At 65.4% G+C, this 17,400-nt stretch carries 15 protein-coding genes and 2 pseudogenes; 16 read left to right on the forward strand and 1 reads right to left on the reverse strand.

Annotated elements, in window-relative coordinates; all coding sequences use genetic code 11:
* The 6 genes and pseudogenes from A5906_RS44400 to A5906_RS14195 form a co-directional block, all read left to right on the forward strand.
* Nucleotides 1-381, forward strand: a pseudogene (locus A5906_RS44400) (adenosylcobinamide-GDP ribazoletransferase); the annotation flags it as partial.
* A 3-nt stretch (nucleotides 382-384) separates the two neighbouring features.
* Nucleotides 385-477 (forward strand): annotated as a pseudogene (locus tag A5906_RS44405) (adenosylcobinamide-GDP ribazoletransferase); the annotation flags it as partial.
* A gap of 4 nt (nucleotides 478-481) precedes the next feature.
* Nucleotides 482-1,114 carry a 5,6-dimethylbenzimidazole synthase gene (gene bluB / locus A5906_RS14180; RefSeq protein ID WP_080135808.1) on the forward strand — a complete coding sequence of 211 codons (633 nt, stop codon included), beginning with the start codon at nucleotides 482-484 and terminating at the stop codon, nucleotides 1,112-1,114.
* Between the two features lie 528 nt (nucleotides 1,115-1,642).
* The gene (locus A5906_RS14185) at nucleotides 1,643-2,509 is read left to right on the forward strand and encodes an ABC transporter substrate-binding protein (RefSeq protein ID WP_245326742.1); all 867 of its coding nucleotides are present in this window, start codon (nucleotides 1,643-1,645) and stop codon (nucleotides 2,507-2,509) included.
* A complete protein-coding gene (locus A5906_RS14190) occupies nucleotides 2,506-5,202 on the forward strand; it encodes a hybrid sensor histidine kinase/response regulator (protein WP_080135810.1) in 2,697 nt (898 codons plus the stop codon). Before A5906_RS14185 ends, A5906_RS14190 begins: the two co-directional genes overlap by 4 nt.
* A gap of 54 nt (nucleotides 5,203-5,256) precedes the next feature.
* Nucleotides 5,257-6,138, forward strand: a complete 882-nt coding sequence (locus A5906_RS14195) for an alpha/beta fold hydrolase (protein ID WP_080135811.1) — start codon at nucleotides 5,257-5,259, stop codon at nucleotides 6,136-6,138.
* A gap of 18 nt (nucleotides 6,139-6,156) precedes the next feature.
* Here the strand turns inward: A5906_RS14195 and A5906_RS14200 are convergent, their stop codons facing one another.
* Nucleotides 6,157-7,068, reverse strand: a complete 912-nt coding sequence (locus A5906_RS14200; protein WP_080135812.1) for a LysR family transcriptional regulator — start codon at nucleotides 7,066-7,068, stop codon at nucleotides 6,157-6,159.
* A 130-nt stretch (nucleotides 7,069-7,198) separates the two neighbouring features.
* Here A5906_RS14200 and A5906_RS14205 point away from each other — a divergent pair, with 130 nt between their 5' ends.
* The 10 genes from A5906_RS14205 to A5906_RS14250 all read left to right on the forward strand — a co-directional run bounded on the left by A5906_RS14205 (nucleotide 7,199) and on the right by A5906_RS14250 (nucleotide 16,996).
* The gene (locus A5906_RS14205; protein WP_080135813.1) at nucleotides 7,199-8,137 is read left to right on the forward strand and encodes a ring-cleaving dioxygenase; all 939 of its coding nucleotides are present in this window, start codon (nucleotides 7,199-7,201) and stop codon (nucleotides 8,135-8,137) included.
* The gene (locus tag A5906_RS14210) at nucleotides 8,134-8,760 is read left to right on the forward strand and encodes an alpha/beta hydrolase (protein ID WP_080135814.1); all 627 of its coding nucleotides are present in this window, start codon (nucleotides 8,134-8,136) and stop codon (nucleotides 8,758-8,760) included. Before A5906_RS14205 ends, A5906_RS14210 begins: the two co-directional genes overlap by 4 nt.
* 181 nt (nucleotides 8,761-8,941) lie before the next feature.
* Complete coding sequence (locus A5906_RS14215; RefSeq protein WP_080135815.1) at nucleotides 8,942-9,724, forward strand: IclR family transcriptional regulator; 783 nt, start codon at nucleotides 8,942-8,944, stop codon at nucleotides 9,722-9,724.
* A complete protein-coding gene (locus A5906_RS14220) occupies nucleotides 9,721-10,596 on the forward strand; it encodes an ABC transporter permease (RefSeq protein WP_080135816.1) in 876 nt (291 codons plus the stop codon). The genes A5906_RS14215 and A5906_RS14220 overlap by 4 nt, the downstream gene beginning before the upstream one ends.
* Nucleotides 10,597-10,600: 4 nt before the next feature.
* The gene (locus tag A5906_RS14225) at nucleotides 10,601-11,470 is read left to right on the forward strand and encodes an ABC transporter permease (RefSeq protein WP_080135817.1); all 870 of its coding nucleotides are present in this window, start codon (nucleotides 10,601-10,603) and stop codon (nucleotides 11,468-11,470) included.
* Nucleotides 11,471-11,498: 28 nt separating this feature from the next.
* A complete protein-coding gene (locus A5906_RS14230; protein WP_136615223.1) occupies nucleotides 11,499-12,557 on the forward strand; it encodes an extracellular solute-binding protein in 1,059 nt (352 codons plus the stop codon).
* Nucleotides 12,554-13,639 carry an ABC transporter ATP-binding protein gene (locus A5906_RS14235; protein WP_080135818.1) on the forward strand — a complete coding sequence of 362 codons (1,086 nt, stop codon included), beginning with the start codon at nucleotides 12,554-12,556 and terminating at the stop codon, nucleotides 13,637-13,639. Before A5906_RS14230 ends, A5906_RS14235 begins: the two co-directional genes overlap by 4 nt.
* 7 nt (nucleotides 13,640-13,646) lie before the next feature.
* Nucleotides 13,647-14,333 carry an AroM family protein gene (locus A5906_RS14240; protein WP_080135819.1) on the forward strand — a complete coding sequence of 229 codons (687 nt, stop codon included), beginning with the start codon at nucleotides 13,647-13,649 and terminating at the stop codon, nucleotides 14,331-14,333.
* Nucleotides 14,330-15,436, forward strand: a complete 1,107-nt coding sequence (locus A5906_RS14245; RefSeq protein ID WP_080135820.1) for an S-methyl thiohydantoin desulfurase family protein — start codon at nucleotides 14,330-14,332, stop codon at nucleotides 15,434-15,436. The genes A5906_RS14240 and A5906_RS14245 overlap by 4 nt, the downstream gene beginning before the upstream one ends.
* A 6-nt stretch (nucleotides 15,437-15,442) precedes the next feature.
* Nucleotides 15,443-16,996: a hydantoinase/oxoprolinase N-terminal domain-containing protein gene (locus A5906_RS14250; protein ID WP_080135821.1), complete on the forward strand. Its 1,554-nt coding sequence runs from the start codon at nucleotides 15,443-15,445 to the stop codon at nucleotides 16,994-16,996.
* Nucleotides 16,997-17,400 lie beyond the last annotated feature (404 nt).

Here is a 17,400-nt window from a genome sequence, read left to right on the forward strand (position 1 = left end):
GTGGCCGAACGCGGGAGCGCAAGCTGGAGATCATGCGCGACAGCCGGATCGGGACTTATGGTACTTGCACGCTGATTCTGTCGTTCGGCCTGCGCTGGAGCGCGCTCGCGACGATTGCTAGTCCCTCGGCCGTCGCGTTGGCGCTCTGCGCTGCGCACGCTGCTGCACGCGCGGGCGTGCCGGCCTTCATGTCGCTGGTGCCGCCGGCGAGGCCTGACGGCCTCTCGGCCAGCGCTGGATCGCCGCCGGGCCGCAGCGTCGCCATCGCCTTCGCGGTTGGAACGCTCGTGCTCGCCGTGGCGTTGGGGCCGGGCAAGGCGCTGATCGGCCTGATCCTGCTATCGCTTGCCGGGCTTGCGCTGGCGCGGCTCGCCAACCGCCNNNGGCGGGCAGACCGGCGACATTCTCGGCGCATTCGAGCAGACGGGGGAGATCCTGATCCTGCTGGTCGCCGCGGCCTTTCAGATGGGACGTTGATCTCATGGTCGAATTCGACGACACGTTCCGCCGGCAATTGCACGAGCTGTTCGTGTGGCGCCGCGACGTGCGCCGCTTTCGCGACGATCCGCTGCCGAATGGCGCCGTCGATCGCCTGATCGAGACGGCCTGTCTTTCACCGTCGGTCGGCCTCAGCCAACCCTGGCGCTTCGTGATCGTCGACGATGCCGCACGACGCCGCGCCGTCATCGAGGACTTCAAGGCCTGCAACGCCGATGCGCTCAACTGCTACTCGGGCGACCGCGCGGCGCGCTATGCTACGCTAAAACTGTCGGGCCTCGAACAGGCGCCGGGCCACCTCGCCGTGTTCGCGGACAAGACCAGCGACATCGGTCACGGCCTCGGCCGCGCCACCATGCCGGAGACGACTGAATATTCAGTGGTCGCGGCGATCACCGCAATGTGGCTCGCTGCGCGCGCGGAAGGCATCGGTCTTGGCTGGGTATCGATTCTGAACCCGGATCGCATTCACGCCATTCTCGACGTGCCTGATACCTGGAAGTTCATCGCCTATCTTTGCATCGGCTCTCCGGAAGTCGAATGCGACCGGCCTGAGCTGGAGCAAGCGAAATGGGAGCGTAGGCGCGGCGCAGCGGAGTTCACGCTGCGGCGCTAGGACGCCGCACCATCCTCCGTCATTGCGGGCACCTCGTCCGCCGAAGCTCGGAGAGCGAAGGCGGAAGCGAAGCAATCCGGAGTCTTTCCGCGGAGGGGTTCTGGCGGACAGTCACGAATTAGCTTCCCCGAACAGCCGTCGCGACCGCGACGGGAAATGTCGCGATGCCACAAGGCATTGCGAGACGTCACGGATCAGACAATGATCGAAACCGCGACTCTCTCGGCTGGCAGGCATACGGTATCGGGCTGCGCATGGTTGCGAACGAACATTCACAAGCGCATTTTTCGTCAATTGTGGTTGCCAGCCTTTCGGGATATGCACGCGGTCAGGGACAATTGTTGCGAAACATTTCATGATTGAGCGGCCCGCTTCTGCCCGCGCTGTGCCGGCGGNCGCCGCGATTTCCTCCGTCTTGCGGGCACAACCGCGGCGGCGTTCCTTGGGTTCGGCGCAACGCCGGAGCGCATGCGGATCGTCGCCACGCTGACGGCATTGTCGCTCGACGACGAACTCACCAGACGGAGCATGACCGAAGCCGCGACCACGCGGCTCGGCGGGCTCATCGCCGGCCTGAGGCAGCGAGGGTGGGTCGAAGGGGTCAATTTCCACTTCGAAATCCGGTCGAGCTTCGGTGGACCGGACAAGTTGAACGCCGCCGTGCAGGAGCTCATCGATCTCAAGCCGGACGTCATCCTGACCGGCTCGACGATTGAAACCGCAGCCGTGCTGGCGGCCACCAAGACGATCCCGATCGTTTTTGCGACCTCCAACGACCCCGTCGGTAACGGCTTCGTCGAGAGCCTCGCCCGTCCCGGCGGCAATGTCACGGGCTTCACCAGCAGCACCGCCGAGATGGGCGGCAAATGGCTTCAGCTCATCAAGGAGGCCGTGCCGGACATGGCGCGTGTCGGCGTCCTGTTCAATCCGGTGAGCACGCCTCGGGCCGGGCGCTTCTTTCTCGACTCACTCGAGCAGGAGGCGGCAACATCAGGGGTTGATGTGGTCCTCGCCCCCATCGGCAAGGCAGCGGAGATCGACGGGGCGGTCAGCCGCTTTGCCGAGTCGCCCAAGGCAGCGATGATCTCGCTCGTCGACAGCTTCCTGGTGGTGAACCGCCAGGCGATCGTCGCGGCAACGGCGAAATATCGCGTCCCGATGATCTATCCGTTTCACTACTTCATGGATGCGGGCGGGCTGATGAGCTACGGGCCGACGCTGGAGGTGCGCTCGGCCGACTATGTCGACCTGATCCTGCGCGGAACCAGGGCCGGGGATTTGCCGGTGCAGTCGCCGCGCAAATACGAGCTCCTGATCAACCGCACGGTCGCCCGCACGCTCGGATTGACGATACCATTCACGCTGCTCGCGCGCGCCGACGAGATCCGCGAGTGAACGAGCAGGTCGACCAGGGGCATGTGCTGACGCCTCCCGGCCGGCTGTTCCGGAAATATCTCTACTCGATCGTCGCCCTCGCCTTTGCCGCGCTCGCCATCAACACAGGCTTCGACGTCTGGTTCTCCTATCGCGAGCAGAAGCAACTCCTAGCGGCGACCCAGCGCGAACAGGCCGCAAGCGCGGCCATCCAGATCGGCCAGTTCATCGGCCAGATCGAAAGCCAGATCAGATGGCTCTCGCGCCTGCCGCCGGAGCTTTCGACCAACGAAGACGATCGCCTCAACGCCATTCGCCTGCTGCGCCTCTCGCCCGCGATCGCGGAAATTGCCGAGCTCGATGCGCAGGGCCGCGAGCAGGTGCGCGTGTCCCGCCGCGTGGCGGACAGGGTCGGCAGCAAAGCCGACCTTTCCACTTCGCCCGCCTTCCGCGGCGCCAATGACAGCCGGGCCTATTACGGGCCGGTCTACTTCTTCGGCGACACCGAGCCATTCATGACGCTCGCCACCCGCGGGACCGGCCGCGAGCCCAATGTGGTCGTCGCCGAAGTCAATCTGCGCTTCATCTGGGACCTCGTCGCCGGGATCAGGGTCGGCAACACCGGCAAGGCCTATGTGGTCGACCGCATGGGGGTCTTGATCGCACATCCGGACCTGTGGCCGGCGCTGCGCCGCAGCGATCTCACCGGCCACGCGGACGTACGCGCCGCGCTCGACGGCGTGGGGCCGCCCTCGGGCGGCCTGGTCAAGGAGGACCTGTCGGGTCAACGCGTTCTATCGACCTATGCGACGGTGCCTTCGCTCGGCTGGCTGGTCTTCGTCGAGCTTCCGCTCAGCGAAGCCTATGCCCCGATCTATGCGTCGATCGGACGTTCCACGTTTCTTCTGGCCGCCTTGCTCGCCACTGCAGTGCTGGTGTCCCTCTGGCTCAGCCGGCGCATGACGGTGCCGATCCAGATGCTGACGCAGGGCGCGCGGCGGATCGGAAGCGGCGATCTCGGCCTCAGACTCGCGATCAGGACCGGCGACGAGCTGGAGGCACTCGGTGACCAGTTCAACAGGATGGCCGCTCACTTGCGCGACTCCTATGCCACGCTCGAGGGCAAGGTGATCGAGCGGACTTCCGAGCTGGAGAAGGCGCGCGATCAGGCTATGGCCGAGCACGACGCTGCCGAGCGCGCGCGCAGCATTGCCGTTCAGGCCAACGAGACCAAGTCGCGCTTCCTTGCGGTCGTCAGCCACGAGCTGCGTACGCCGCTGAACGGCGTCATGGGCGTGCTGCAGCTGCTCAACGACGGCAGCCTCGGCGAGGTGCAGCGGCGCCATCTCGCCACCGCCGCCGCATCGGGCGAAACGCTGATCGCGCTGGTCGATGCGATCCTGGAATATGCGCGCCTCGAGGCCACGACCGAGACGCTGGAGACGCGCGACTTCCGCCTCGACCAGCTGATCGAGGCCGCCGCCGATCTGATGCGCCCGCAGGCCTTCGACAAGGGACTGACCTTCGATCTCGCCAGCGATGCGACGGTCAATACCTCCGTGCACGGCGATCCGGTCAGGCTCAACCGCATCCTGCTCAACCTGATCGGCAACGCGATCAAGTTCACCCCGCGTGGTGGGATCGCTTTGACAGCGGCCGCCGAACGGCGCGACGATCTTGTCCTGGTGCGCATCACCGTCCGCGATACCGGCATCGGCATCGCGCCCGACATGCATGAGCGGATTTTCGAGGACTTCGTCCAGGCCGACGACAGCATTGCACGGCGGTTCGGCGGCACCGGCCTCGGACTTGCGATCGCGCGGCGCCTCACGCGCCTGATGCGCGGCGAGCTGACGGTAGAAAGCACGCCGGGCGTAGGCAGCACGTTCACGCTCGATGTGCCGCTCATCCCCGCCGCGAGCGGTATCGCGCAAGGCACGCTTCCGCCACCATCGCGGCAGCTCAACGTGCTGCTGGTCGACGACGATCCGGTCAATTGCCAGGTCGGCGAAGCGATCCTGAACCGGCTCGGCCACCACCCCACGATCGCCAGGAACGGCGCATCGGCCATAGAGCTCGCCCGCGATCACGCGTTCGATGTCATCCTGATGGACCTGCACATGCCCGACATGGACGGCGTCGAGGCCGCGTCGCGGATCGGCAAGCTCGGCTTGCCGAAGAGGCCGCGCATCGTCGCCGTGACGGCCGACGTCTCCACCCTCGCCCGCGAGCGGCTCGCCGGCGCAGGCATCGCCAGGATCGTCAGCAAGCCGATCCTGATCAATGCCCTGCGCGAGGCGCTCGAGGACGATACCCAGGACGAGCCCGCCCCAGTGCAGCTCGCGGCGGGCGCATTGATCGACCGGCATTTCCTCGACGACCAGAAGGAACTGCTGGGTGCGGCGCAAATCGCAAAGCTGCACCACTTGCTGGCGGAAACCAGCGCAAGATTGATCGAGGACATCGCCAACGCTGCCGCTGGCGGCGATCACAGGCAGCTCGCACGGTCCACGCACCAGCTCGGCAGCGCCGCCGGCGCGCTCGGCCTCGTCAGCCTGCTCGAGCGCTGTCGTGCGGTCGAGCTGGCGGCCCCCTCGATGTCAATGCCCGAGTGCCAGAACGCCGCGCGCGCGCTCGCCGCGCTCCAGAAGGCCTCGATGGGCGCGCTGGACGATCTGCTCGCACCAGCTGAGCAGCGTACGGTTGCCCACTGAAACCAAGGACCATAGGAGGCGCCCGTGCGCGCACAATGTCTCGCCATTCTTCTCATGTTGCTCGCTCCCGCCGCGCACGCCGAGACCGAGTCCTTCCCTTCCACCTTCAAAACGAAAACCATCCCGGCCAACGGCGCGCAGCTTCACGTGCGCGTCGGCGGCCAGGGTCCCGCCGTGATCCTGATCCACGGCTTCGGCGATACCGGCGACATGTGGGCGAAGCTTGGCGAGGACCTCGCGCGCGATCACACCGTCGTGGTGCCTGATCTGCGCGGCATGGGCCTCTCGGACAAGCCGGACAGGGGCTACGATAAATGGACCCAGGCCGCCGATATGCGGGCCGTCCTGCAGTCTCTCGGCATCGACAAGGCCGTCGTCGTCGGACACGACATCGGAACGATGGTGGCTTACGCCTATGCCGCCCGGTATCGCGACTTCACCGAGAAGCTCATCGTCATGGATGCGCCCGTGCCGGGCGTGCCCCCGTGGGACGAGGTCGTCCGCGGCCCGCTGCTATGGCATTTCGATCTAGGTGGCCCCGACATGGAGCGGCTGGTCAAAGGCCGCGAGCGGATCTATCTCGATCGCTTCTGGAATGATTTTGCGGGCACGCCTTCGAAGGTCACGGAGGCGACGCGCCGCCATTACGCAGAGATCTACGCACGGCCCGGCGCCATGCGCGCCGCATTCGCCCAGTTCAGGGCGATCCGCACCGACGCGGAGGACAACAAGAAGGCGATCGCGACCAAATTGACCATTCCCGTGCTTGCGGTCGGCGGCGGGAAATCGTTCGGCAAGATGGAAGCTGTCGTCATGCGGAATGCCGCGACCGACGTCACCGAAGTTGTCATTCCCGACGCCGGACACTGGCTGATGGAAGAGCAACCGGCGGCGACCGTAAAGGCGGTACGCGAGTTTCTCGACGGCAAGAAATAGACGGCGCGGTCAGGCCGATCATTTCGATCGGCTTGACGCCCCCTCCTCGCGACCAAAGCGCTCGACGAGGAAATCGATGAACAGCCGCACCTTCACCGATAGATGTCGCGTCGGCGGATAGACCGCATAGAGCGCGAGCGGCGGCGCGGAATAGTCTTGCAGCACCGCGCGCAGCTCGCCTCTCCTCAAAGCGTCGGCCGCGATGAACTCCGGCAGCAGCGCGAGCCCCCTGCCCTTGATCGCCACGTCGCGCAGCACTTCAGCATTGTTGACGCAGAGCGACCACGCCGGCTGGATCCAGTGATCGCCGTCGCTGCCTGTGAGCTTCCACTGATTGCCGGTCAGCAGGAAGCCGTAGGTCAATGAGGCGTGCTCGCGCAGATCCTGCGGATGCTTTGGCGTGCCATGCCGCGCGAGATAGTCCGGCGAGGCGCAGATCATGCGCGGGACAGGCACGATCCTGCGCGCGATCAGGCTGGAGGATTCCAGCTCCGCGATCCGCAAGGTCACGTCAAAACCGTCCTGGACGGGATCGAGCAGATCGTCGCTGAGCACGATCTGGAGCTGAAGCTCGCCATAGCGCACCATGAAATCGGCAAGCGCCGGCCCGAGCCGCATGGTGCCGAACGACATCGGCGCGTTGACGCGGAGCAGCCCTCGCGGCGCCGACTGGGACTGCGTCACGGCCTGATCGGCAGCCTCGATCTCCGAGAGGATCACGACCGCGCGCTCGAAATAGCGCTGGCCGTTCTCGGTCGGGCTGGCGTGGCGGGTAGTCCGGTTCAACAGCTGGACGCCGAGGCTCTCCTCGAGGTCGGCGATGTATTTGCTTATCGCCGAGCGCGATAGCCTGAGCTGCCGGCCCGCCTCGGCAAAGCTGCCGCTTTCGACCACTTTGACGAAGGCCCGGAGGCTGGCGACCTTATCCAAGGTCCGACCTCGGCGATTGTTTCCAAATCGTAGACATAGCCGTCATAATTGCATGGATTGTCTCCAATCCAAAGCGGAACAATATTTCGACCCAGAGCAAGACCGCTCCCCGAGCTTTTGGAGGACGACAATGTCTGGACTGCACCATGTGACCGCGATCGCCGGCGACCCCATCAGGAATTTCGGTTTCTACACCAGGGATCTCGGCCTGCGCTTCGTCAAGAAGACGGTCAATTTCGACGATCCCGGCACCTATCACTTTTATTATGGCGATGAGACCGGCCGCCCCGGCACCATCCTGACTTTCTTCCCCTGGGCCGGCGTGCCGGCCGGACGCCGCGGTGTCGGCGAGACCCATCAGACCGCCTTCCGCGTTCCTCAGCGTTCGCTCGGCTACTGGACGCAGCGATTTACCGAGAAAGGCATCGCATACGAAGCGCTTGAGAAGCGCTTTGGCGAATCCGTGCTGCCGTTCACCGATCCTGACGGGATGGCGCTCGCGCTGGTTGGCATTCCCGGCGCCGAGAACGAACCGGGCTGGAGCAATGGCGACGTGCCCGCCGAGCACGCGATCCGCGGCTTCCATGGCGTGACGTTGCTGCTCGACAGCGCGGCGAAGACGGCGGCCGTGCTCACCGACGTGTTCGGCTTCAAGGAGACCGGACGCGAGGGTTCCGTGATCCGCTTCAAGGCCGCGGGCGATGTCGAAGGCAGCGTCGTCGACATTTACGAGGCCAAGGGCTTTTTGCGCGGGCATCAGGGCGGCGGCTCGGTGCATCACATCGCCTTCCGTGCGGCCGATGACGCCGAACAGGGCAAGATGGCGCAGAAGCTCGTGAGCAATCACGGCCTGCACCCGACTGAGCAGAGGGACCGCAACTACTTCCGCTCGATCTACTTCCGCGAGCCCGGCGGCGTGCTGTTCGAGATCGCGACCGATATCCCCGGCTTCGCCGTCGACGAGCCGGTCGCGACGCTGGGACGTGACCTGAAGCTGCCGAGCTTCCTCGAGCAGCATCGCAAGCAAATCGAGGACGTGCTGCCGAGCCTGGAAGAAAGCGTGTCATGACCGAGACTCCATTCATCCATCGTTTCGAGCCAGCGACCGGCGCGGGCTCACCCCCACTCCTGCTGCTGCACGGCACCGGCGGTGACGAGAACGACCTGCTCGGCCTCGGCAAGATGATCTCGCCCGGCTCTGCCCTGCTCTCGCCCCGCGGCCGCGTGCTCGAGCACGGCATGCCGCGCTTCTTCCGCCGCCTTGCGGAGGGCGTGTTCGACGAGGAAGACGTACGCCGGCGCGCGCTCGAGCTCGGCGACTTCGTCTCAGAAGCACGGAAGCAATACGGCATTGCTGCGCCTCTTGCGGTCGGCTTCTCCAACGGCGCCAACATCGCCGCCGCGCTGCTGCTGCTGAAGCCGGACGTGCTTGCAGGCGCGATCCTGCTGCGTGCGATGGTGCCGCTCTCGGATCCGCCCGAAGCGCAGCTCGGTGGCACGCCTGTCCTGCTCCTGTCCGGGCAGGGTGATCCCATCGTGCCGGCGAGCAACTCGGCGCGTCTGGCAGCACTGCTGACGAAAGCGGGTGCGAGCGTGACCCATAAGGTCCTGCCGGCGGGCCATCAATTGTCGCAAGCCGACGTGACGCTTGCGCGCGACTGGATCGGCAACATCGCCGCCGCAGCAGCCTGACACCAGACAAGAAGCGGCGCACCGCCGAGCGCGGTGCGCCGTTTTCGAGATTCAACAAGCGACCTGCCGCAGTGCGCAATCGGGCGCCAGACTGCCGGAAATTTCCGCTTGCCCGTTTCCGCGCCAGGCTTAGAATTTGGGACTAGGTTCCGGAATTTGGAACTGCCTAGGGCCCGCCTGCATGAGCGCTCTGACCAACGCGATCGAGATTCTGCGCTGCTTTTCCGGCGCGCGGCCCGATCTGTCGTTTGCAGATGTGATGGCGCTGACGGGCAAGCCGAAGAGCTCGACGTCGCGCCTCTTGCGCTCGTTGCGCGACTGCGGCCTGCTCGAGCAGGACCCGCACACCCGCCGCTACCGCCCGGGTCTGCTCACCTTCGAGCTCGGCCGGCTGCATCGCGCCCATGACGATCTCATCAGCATGGCCGAGCGCGAGCTGCGCGAGGTCTGCGCGCGCACCGGCCATACCGGCTACATCGCCGTGCTCGACGGTTTTGAGCAGGTCGTGCTACGGATCGTGCCGGGCTCGAATCCCCTGCGCGTCGTCAATCCGCCCGGGCAGCGTACGCCAGCACTCGCGACTTCGAACGGCCGCGCCATGCTGGCGCGTCTCTCCGATGAGGACATCCGCGTCCGCGTGCCCGCGACCTATCCAAAGCTGCCGCGCAACTCGCCTCAAAACTTCAAGCAACTGCTCGCGCGCCTCGACGAGATCCGCCGCACCGGCGTGTCGGAAGCGGCCGATGAATCCATCGAGGGCGTCGGCTCGCAGGGCTTTGCGCTCAAGAGCGGCGAGACCGGCGAGATGATCGGCATCGCCGTGTCCTATTCGGTCCAGGCCACCACCCCCGCCGAGCGCGCCAATGTCCGCCGCGAGTTGGCGGCAATGGCCGCAAAACTACGACGATTGACCGGCGATCCGCTCGATCAGGATACCGCGCGCATCCAGACGGGGACGCGATGAGCAGCACAACAACCACGCGCCCCAATGGCCTTGCGCTCTTCATTCTCCCGAGCGCACTGATGTTTGCCTTGTTCTTCTTCCTGCCGATCGGCTTGATGGCGCTGATGAGCGTCCTCACCGGCAATCCCGTGGTGATGCCAAAGGTCGCATTCACCACGCGCCATTATGCCCGCATGGTCGGCGATCCCTATTATCTCGAAGTGATCTGGACCACGATCCGGATCGGGCTCGTGACCACGCTGGTCGCGCTCGCGATCGGCTATCCCTTGGCGCACTGGATGGCGCGGATCAAGAGCAGAGCCGGGCACGCGCTGCTGCTGATGGCGGTGCTGGCGCCGATGCTGACCGGCATCGTCGTGCGCACCTTCGCCTGGATGACGCTGCTGTCCGACAAGGGCGTGGTCAACCAGACGCTGATGTCGCTCGGCCTCATCTCCCAGCCTTTGAAGCTGATGTACACCGAGACCGGCATCGTGGTTGGCCTCGTCCATATCTACGTGCCCTTCATGGTGCTGACGCTGACCGGCGTCATCGGCCGCATTGACGAACGGCTGGAGCAGGCCGCGGAAAATCTCGGCGCCAGTCCCTTGCGCGCCTTCCTTGAAGTGACGTTGCCGCTCAGCCTCCCTGGCATCCTCGCCGGCTCGCTGCTGGTCTTCGCGCTCGCGATCAGCGCCTATGTCACGCCGATCTTGCTCGGCGGCTTCCAGATCATGACGCTGCCGATCCTGATCTACCAGCAGATCTCGGCGAACTTCAACGTCGGTTTCGCCGCGGCACTGGGCATCGTGCTGCTCGTGATCTCGCTCATGCTCGTCATAGCCTATAACCGCGCGCTCGGCCTCGTCTCCGGCCAGCGCGAATTGCAGTGAGGCGATGATGCAAACCGCTGCCTCGAATAGCGCATCGCTCCCGGTGGCACAGCAGGCGGCATCCGTGCGGACTCCCGGGCCCATCAGGCACTACGGCCGCTACCTCTATCTCGCGATCAACATCGCCATCCTGGTCTTCCTGCTGGCACCTATCGCGATCGTCGTGGTGTTCGCACTGAACCCGACGCCCTTCATCCAGTTTCCACCGGTCGGGGTCTCCTTGCGCTGGTTCGAGAAATTCTTTGCCTCGCGTGATTTCATGCACGCGCTTGGCTTCAGCCTCGAAGTCGCCGTGCTCACCACTCTGTCGGCGACACTCCTCGGCGCATCAGCAGCGCTGGCACTCGCGCGCGGCAATCTGCCGGGCACGCGGCTGATCGTGGCGACCATGCTCTCTCCGTTGATGCTGCCGGCGATCCTCACCGGCCTCGCGCTGTTCCAGACCTATGTGCTGCTCGACGTGGGCCGTCCGACCTGGGGCCTCGTTGCCGGTCACACGCTGGTGACGCTGCCTTATGTGGTGCGAACCACACTCGCCGTGCTGCATAATTTCGATATGCGCCTGGAAGAGGCTGCGCAAAATCTCGGTGCAAGCCCTGTACGCACCTTCTTCGAGGTAACTCTGCCGCTGATCAAGCCGGGCGTGCTCGCCGGTGCGATCTTCGCCTTCATCGTCTCGTTCGACCAGTTCCCGGTGTCGCTGTTCCTGGTCTCGCCGGGCAACGAGACGCTGCCGGTCACGCTGTTCAATTACCTGAAGTTCGATCTGGACGGCACCATCGGCGCTGCCTCGGTGGTCTCGATCGTGCTCGCCTTTGTCGTCGTCATCGGGCTCGACCGCACGGTCGGCCTGCGCTCCTACGTCAAATTATAGCCGCTCATAGTAACCAGGGATTCGACACATGATGAAAGCTTTGGGACCGCTCAGCCGCCGCCGCTTTCTGACCGCGGGCGCCTCGCTCGGCATCGGCACCATCGCCGCGCCTTACGTCGCGCGCGCCGACGATCCGACCCTGCGCATCACCGGCTGGGGCGGCAAGTGGGGCGAGATCATGAAGGCCGAGATCGGCCCCGCCTTCGAGAGCGAGTTCAAGTGCAAGCTCCAGATCGATTCCGCCTTTCCGTATCTGCCGAAACTGCAGGCGAGCTCGCGCTCCGCGCCGATCTATGACGTGATGCACACCAATTCCAACGAACAGTGGGCCGCCGCGGAGATGGGCCTGGTCGAGCCGAAGATCGATCCCAAGCAGGTGCCGAACCTCGCGGACGTCTATCCCTACGCTGTCAGCGACAAGATCGTCGGCGTCTCCATCTTCACCAGCGCCATCGGCCTCGGCATGCGTACCGACAAGGGCTATGGCAGCGTCAATTCCTGGAAGGAACTATGGGACGCAAAATATAACGGCGTCCGTGGCGGCTATGTCATTCCCGTCAACAGCCTCGGCCAGGCTTTCCTGATGATGTGCGGCACGCTGTTCGGCAAGGGCCAGACCGATCTCGACGCAGCCTACGCGGCACTCGAGAAGCTGAAGCCGATCAAGATCGTCGATTTCACCGGCGCGATGGAGAAGATGCTTCTCTCAGGCGAAGTCGGCCTCTGCGTCATCCACGATTCCGGCATCTACCGCTATGACGGCCAGAACCAGCCGACCGATTTCGTCTCGCCGAGCGAGGGCGTGCTGTCGCTGGAGCAGGTCCTGACCATCACGCCCGGCAGCAAGATGAAGGAGCTCGCCAACGCCTATGTGAACTACATGCTCCGTCCGGAGGTGCAGAAGCGCCTCGCCGAGACCGTGTGGTATTCGCCCGCGAACAAAAAAGTGAAGCTCGACGCCAAGTACGATGCCAAGCTGCTCACCACGCCCGAGAAGGTCTCCAAGCTGATCCAGGTCGACTGGAAGTGGTACAATGAGCGCAAGGACGAGATCGATCAGCGCGTCAACCGGATCTTCCGCGCATGAGCGCATCGATCGAGATCGCCGGCGTCAGCAAGGTCTATGACGGCGGCGTCCGCGCGGTGGACGCGGTCGCGATGGACATCAGGCAGGGCGAGTTCTTCTCCCTGCTCGGCCCCTCCGGCTGCGGCAAGACCACGACGCTGCGTATGATTGCCGGCTTCGAGACGCCGAGCTCGGGCGCGATCCGTGTCGACGGCGCCGACATTACCCATGTGCCCGCGCACAAGCGCGACATGGGCATGGTGTTCCAGAACTACGCGCTGTTCCCGCATCGGACCGTCGCGGAGAACGTCGCCTTCGGCCTGCGCATGCGCGGGCTCGACAAGGCGACCATCACGGCGAAGGTGAAGGCGGCCCTCGCGATGGTCGAGCTCTCCGGCCTCGAAGACCGCCGCCCGGCCCAGCTCTCCGGCGGCCAGCAGCAGCGTGTTGCGCTTGCGCGGGCCATCGTCATCGCACCACGCGTCCTGCTCTGCGACGAGCCGCTCGGCGCATTGGACAAGAAGCTGCGCCAGCAGATGCAGTTCGAGCTCAAGCAGCTGCAGAAGAAGCTCGGCCTCACCCTGGTCTTCGTCACCCACGACCAGGAAGAGGCACTGGCGATGTCCGACCGCATCGCTGTGATGAACGGCGGCCGCGTCGAGCAGGTCGGTACGCCCACAGAGATCTACAACCAGCCGACCACGCGCTTCGTCGCCGACTTCATCGGCGACACCAACATCTTCCGCGGCGAGCGCACCACGACCAGCACGGTTGCCTCGGCGCTCGACGTCGGCAAGGGCCTGATCCTGGCACTCCCGCCGACCGAGGGACAAGGCACCGGCGTGCTCTCGGTGGCGCTGCGCCCCGAAAAGATTCGCCTCATCACGCGCACCGACGCCGCCACCGCAGCCGGCAGCTCCGCTCACGGCATCGTCGAGAACACCAATTTCCTCGGCGGCGCCGTGCTCTACCGTGTCACGCTCGAGAGTGCCCATCGCGTCCTCGTGCAGCAACCCAATGCAGGCACGAGCCGCCTGTTCGTTCCAGGCGACGGCGTCACACTCGAATGGACGCCGGCCGATCTCGTCGTCTTGAAGGACTAGTCCAGACATGAACATGCCATTGAAACACCAGCGCATCGGAGTGGTCGTGATCGGCCAGAGCCCGCGCCCCACCGTCGCCTCGGAGATTGCCGCGGTGCTGTCGCCAGGCATCCAGATCGAGCTGCGCGGCGCACTCGACGGCATGAGCCGCGCCGAGATCGACGCCATTCCGCCGATGGACGGCTACGACACGCTGTTTACGCTGCTGCCGAGCGGCGACGGTGTCACCATCAGCAAGAAGGAAGTGGAGCGGCGCGCGAGCCAGCAGATCACGCGCTTCAAGCACGAAGGCGTCGGCGTGACGCTGATGGCGTGTACGGGCAAATTCCCCAACCTCGCCGCTGACGGCCTCGTCATCCTGCCCTCGACCATCCTGCACAATCTCGTCGAGGCCGTGCTGCCGAAGGGCCGGCTCGGCGTGTTCTCGCCGCTGCCCGAGCAGACCGCGCTAATCGACAAGAAGTGGCAGCGCGAGGGCGTCGAGGTCGTCGGGATCACGCTGCGCCCCGGTTCGGACGACGCTGCCGTTGACGAGGCCGCGCGCACCATGGCGGATCTGGAACCCGATCTCGTGGTGATGGACTGCATCAGCTACACCAGCGCCAACAAGGCGCGGGTTCGCAAGGCCTATCCAGGCCCCGTGATCCTCGGCATTGCTGCCGCGGCCCGCATCGTCGAGGAACTGGTGTCGTGAGCACGGTGGAATTGAAGACGATCAGCCTCGAGGAGATCGAGGCACTCGCGGTCGGCGCCTGGATCCTCGGCACCGGCGGCGGCGGCAGCCCCTATCTCGGCCTGCTCAATCTGCGCCGGCTCTATGCCGAAGGCCATCGCGTACAGTTGATGTCCCCGCTCGATCTCGACGACGAGGACTGGGTTGCGGTGGTCTCGAACATGGGCGCGCCACTGGTCGGACAGGAGCGCCTCGCCGACAGCCGCAACATCGCACGCGCCGTGCGCATGCAGGAAGAGATCAACAACATCAAGTTCCGCGCCGTGATGTCGGTGGAGATCGGCGGCGGCAACGGCGTGCAGGCGCTGATGGCGGCTGCCCATCTCGGCATTCCCGTGGTCGATGCCGACTGCATGGGCCGCGCCTTCCCCGAGGCGCAGATGACCTCGGTCGCGATCGGGGACTTACGCCCCTATCCCTGCACGCTCTACGATCCCCGTGGCATCGAAGCCGTCGTCACCAAGGTGCCGAGCTGGAAATGGATGGAGCGGGCGAGCCGCAAGATCTGCGTCGAGATGGGCTCGATCGCCTCGACCAGCAAGGCGCCGCGCACCGGGCGCGAGGTCAAGGACTGGGGCATCCACTTCACCACCACCAAGGCGATCCGCATCGGCCGCGCCGTGCAGGAGGCGAACCGCCGCCACGAGAATCCGATTGCCGCGCTCCTCGCGACTGAAGGCGGCAAGAAACTGTTCACCGGCAAGATCGTGGACGTCGCCCGCCGCACCACCGAAGGATTCTTGCGCGGCACGGCGATGGTCGACGGCAGCGACGCTGATCGCGGCACCAGCCTCAAGCTCTCGTTCCAGAACGAATGGATCGTGGCCTGGCGCGACGAAGAAGCGATCGCGACCTCTCCCGACCTGATCTGCGTGCTCGACAGCGTCAACGGCCACGGCATCGGCACCGAGACCATCCGCTACGGCCAGCGCGTCACCGTAGTCGCCCTGCCCGCACCGCCGGTGCTGACGAGCCCCCGCGGTCTCGAATTCGTCGGCCCGCGCGCCTTCGGCTACGACCTCGACTTCCGTTCCCTCTTCTCGCCCGCAACAGTCGGAGCTTAACATCCCATGAAGCGTATTGGCATCGATGTCGGCGGCACCAACACGGACGCCGTGCTGATCGTCGACGAGAAGGTCGTCCATTCCGTCAAGCGGCCGACCACGGCCGATGTCACCTCGGGCATCCTCGATGCACTCAAAGCGCTACGCGCCGAGCCGACTGCCGCGGTGAAGGTCGATGCAGTGGTGATCGGCACCACGCATTTCATCAACGCCGTGGTGCAGCGCCGCCACGTGCAGAAGATCGGCGCGATTCGCATCGGCATGCCCGCGAGCGCCTCGCTGCCGCCGTTCTGCGACTGGCCGACGGACCTTGCATCCCTCGTCAAGGGCAAGATCTTCATGCTGGAAGGCGGCCACGATTACGACGGCCGCCCATTCATGCCGCTGGACATCGCCGGCCTCAAGAGCGCCGCGCGAAAGATCAAGGATGCGGGCCTGGGCTCCGTCGCGGTATGCTCGAGCTTCTCCCCGCTCGACCCGTCCTGCGAGACCACCGCGCGTGAGATCCTCGGCGAGATCTGCCCTGATGTCGCGGTGACGCTTTCGCACGATCTCGGCCGCATCGGCCTGCTCGAGCGCGAGAATGCCGCGCTGCTCAACGCTTCCCTGCATGACCTCGCCGTCACCACGGTCGCGGCCTTCCGCAAGGCGATCTCCGACAGCGGCATCGATGCGCCGCTGTTCCTGACCCAGAACGACGGCACGGTGATGCAGGCCGAGATCGCCACCGCCTTCCCGGTGATGAGCTTTGCCTCCGGCGCCACCAACTCCATGCGCGGCGCCGCGCATCTGTCCGGGCTCGACGACGCCATGGTCGTCGACGTCGGCGGCACCACCAGCGACATCGGCCAGCTGCGTCACGGGTTTCCGCGCGAGGCCAATGCGGTCGTCGAGGTCGGCGGCGTGCGCACGCTGTTCCGCATGCCCGACCTGCTCTCGATCGGGCTCGGCGGCGGCAGCCATGTCGAAGAAGACCCGGTGCGCGTCGGCCCGCTCAGCGTCGGCTACCGCCTGACGTCGGATGCACTGGTATTCGGCGGCGCGCGCCTCACCGCCACCGACATTGCGGTGGCCGCCGGCCTCATCGACATCGGCGACCGCTCGCGCGTCGCAAGCTTGCCGAAGCGCCTGATCGAGGCAGCGCTGCGCGATGCCTGGCGCAAGCTGGAGGAGGACATCGACCGCATGAAGACCGAGGCCGGCGACGTGCCACTGCTCGCGGTCGGCGGCGGCGCCTTCCTGGTGCCGGATCGCCTGCCCGGCATCTCCGAGATCGTGCGCGTGCCGCATGGCGACTGCGCCAATGCGGTCGGCGCGGCGATCGCGCAGGTCTCCGGCGAGGCCGACCAGGTGTTCCGCGATCTCAGCCGCGAGGACGCGATCGCAGCCGCCCGCGACATTGCGGCGGATCGCGCGGTGCAGGCAGGTGCTGCGCGCGACAGCCTCAAGACCGTCGATGTCGAGGACATGCCGATCGCCTATCTGCCGGGGAATGCGCTGCGGGTACGGGTACGTGTTGCGGGAGCGATCGCCGACCCGGATTTGCCGGCGGCGGCGTAGCCGAACGTCAAAATGGAAAAACAACCCCATGCACAGTAGCCGGGGATAACACAATCAACGGCTTACACCGATGGCGGCCACCCCCCCTTTGACACGTCGGGCAACACAGGGCTATAATGCTATTATTCCGAATTCCGAACGTCGTCTTCCCGTCCTGTGGGAGGCACTGCCGCGTGAAAGGGGCTTGATCGATGGCGCGGCGGCGTTGACGTGCAGCTGGGCCTCAGTCCCTGGCAGGGCGTTGTCTGATAAACGAGGCGCACGCCTATTGCGGCCACAGAACAGCGCTCGCTCGATCAAACCAAGAAACGATACCCATTCCAAATGGCGCTATAACGCGGCCTCTAAAGATGGTTGTAGTTGGAGGTTTGAAAATTCAAAAACGGCCCCAGCCGCAGGATGGG

The sequence above is a fragment of the Bradyrhizobium sacchari genome, assembly GCF_002068095.1.
GTDB classification, from domain to species: domain Bacteria; phylum Pseudomonadota; class Alphaproteobacteria; order Rhizobiales; family Xanthobacteraceae; genus Bradyrhizobium; species Bradyrhizobium sacchari.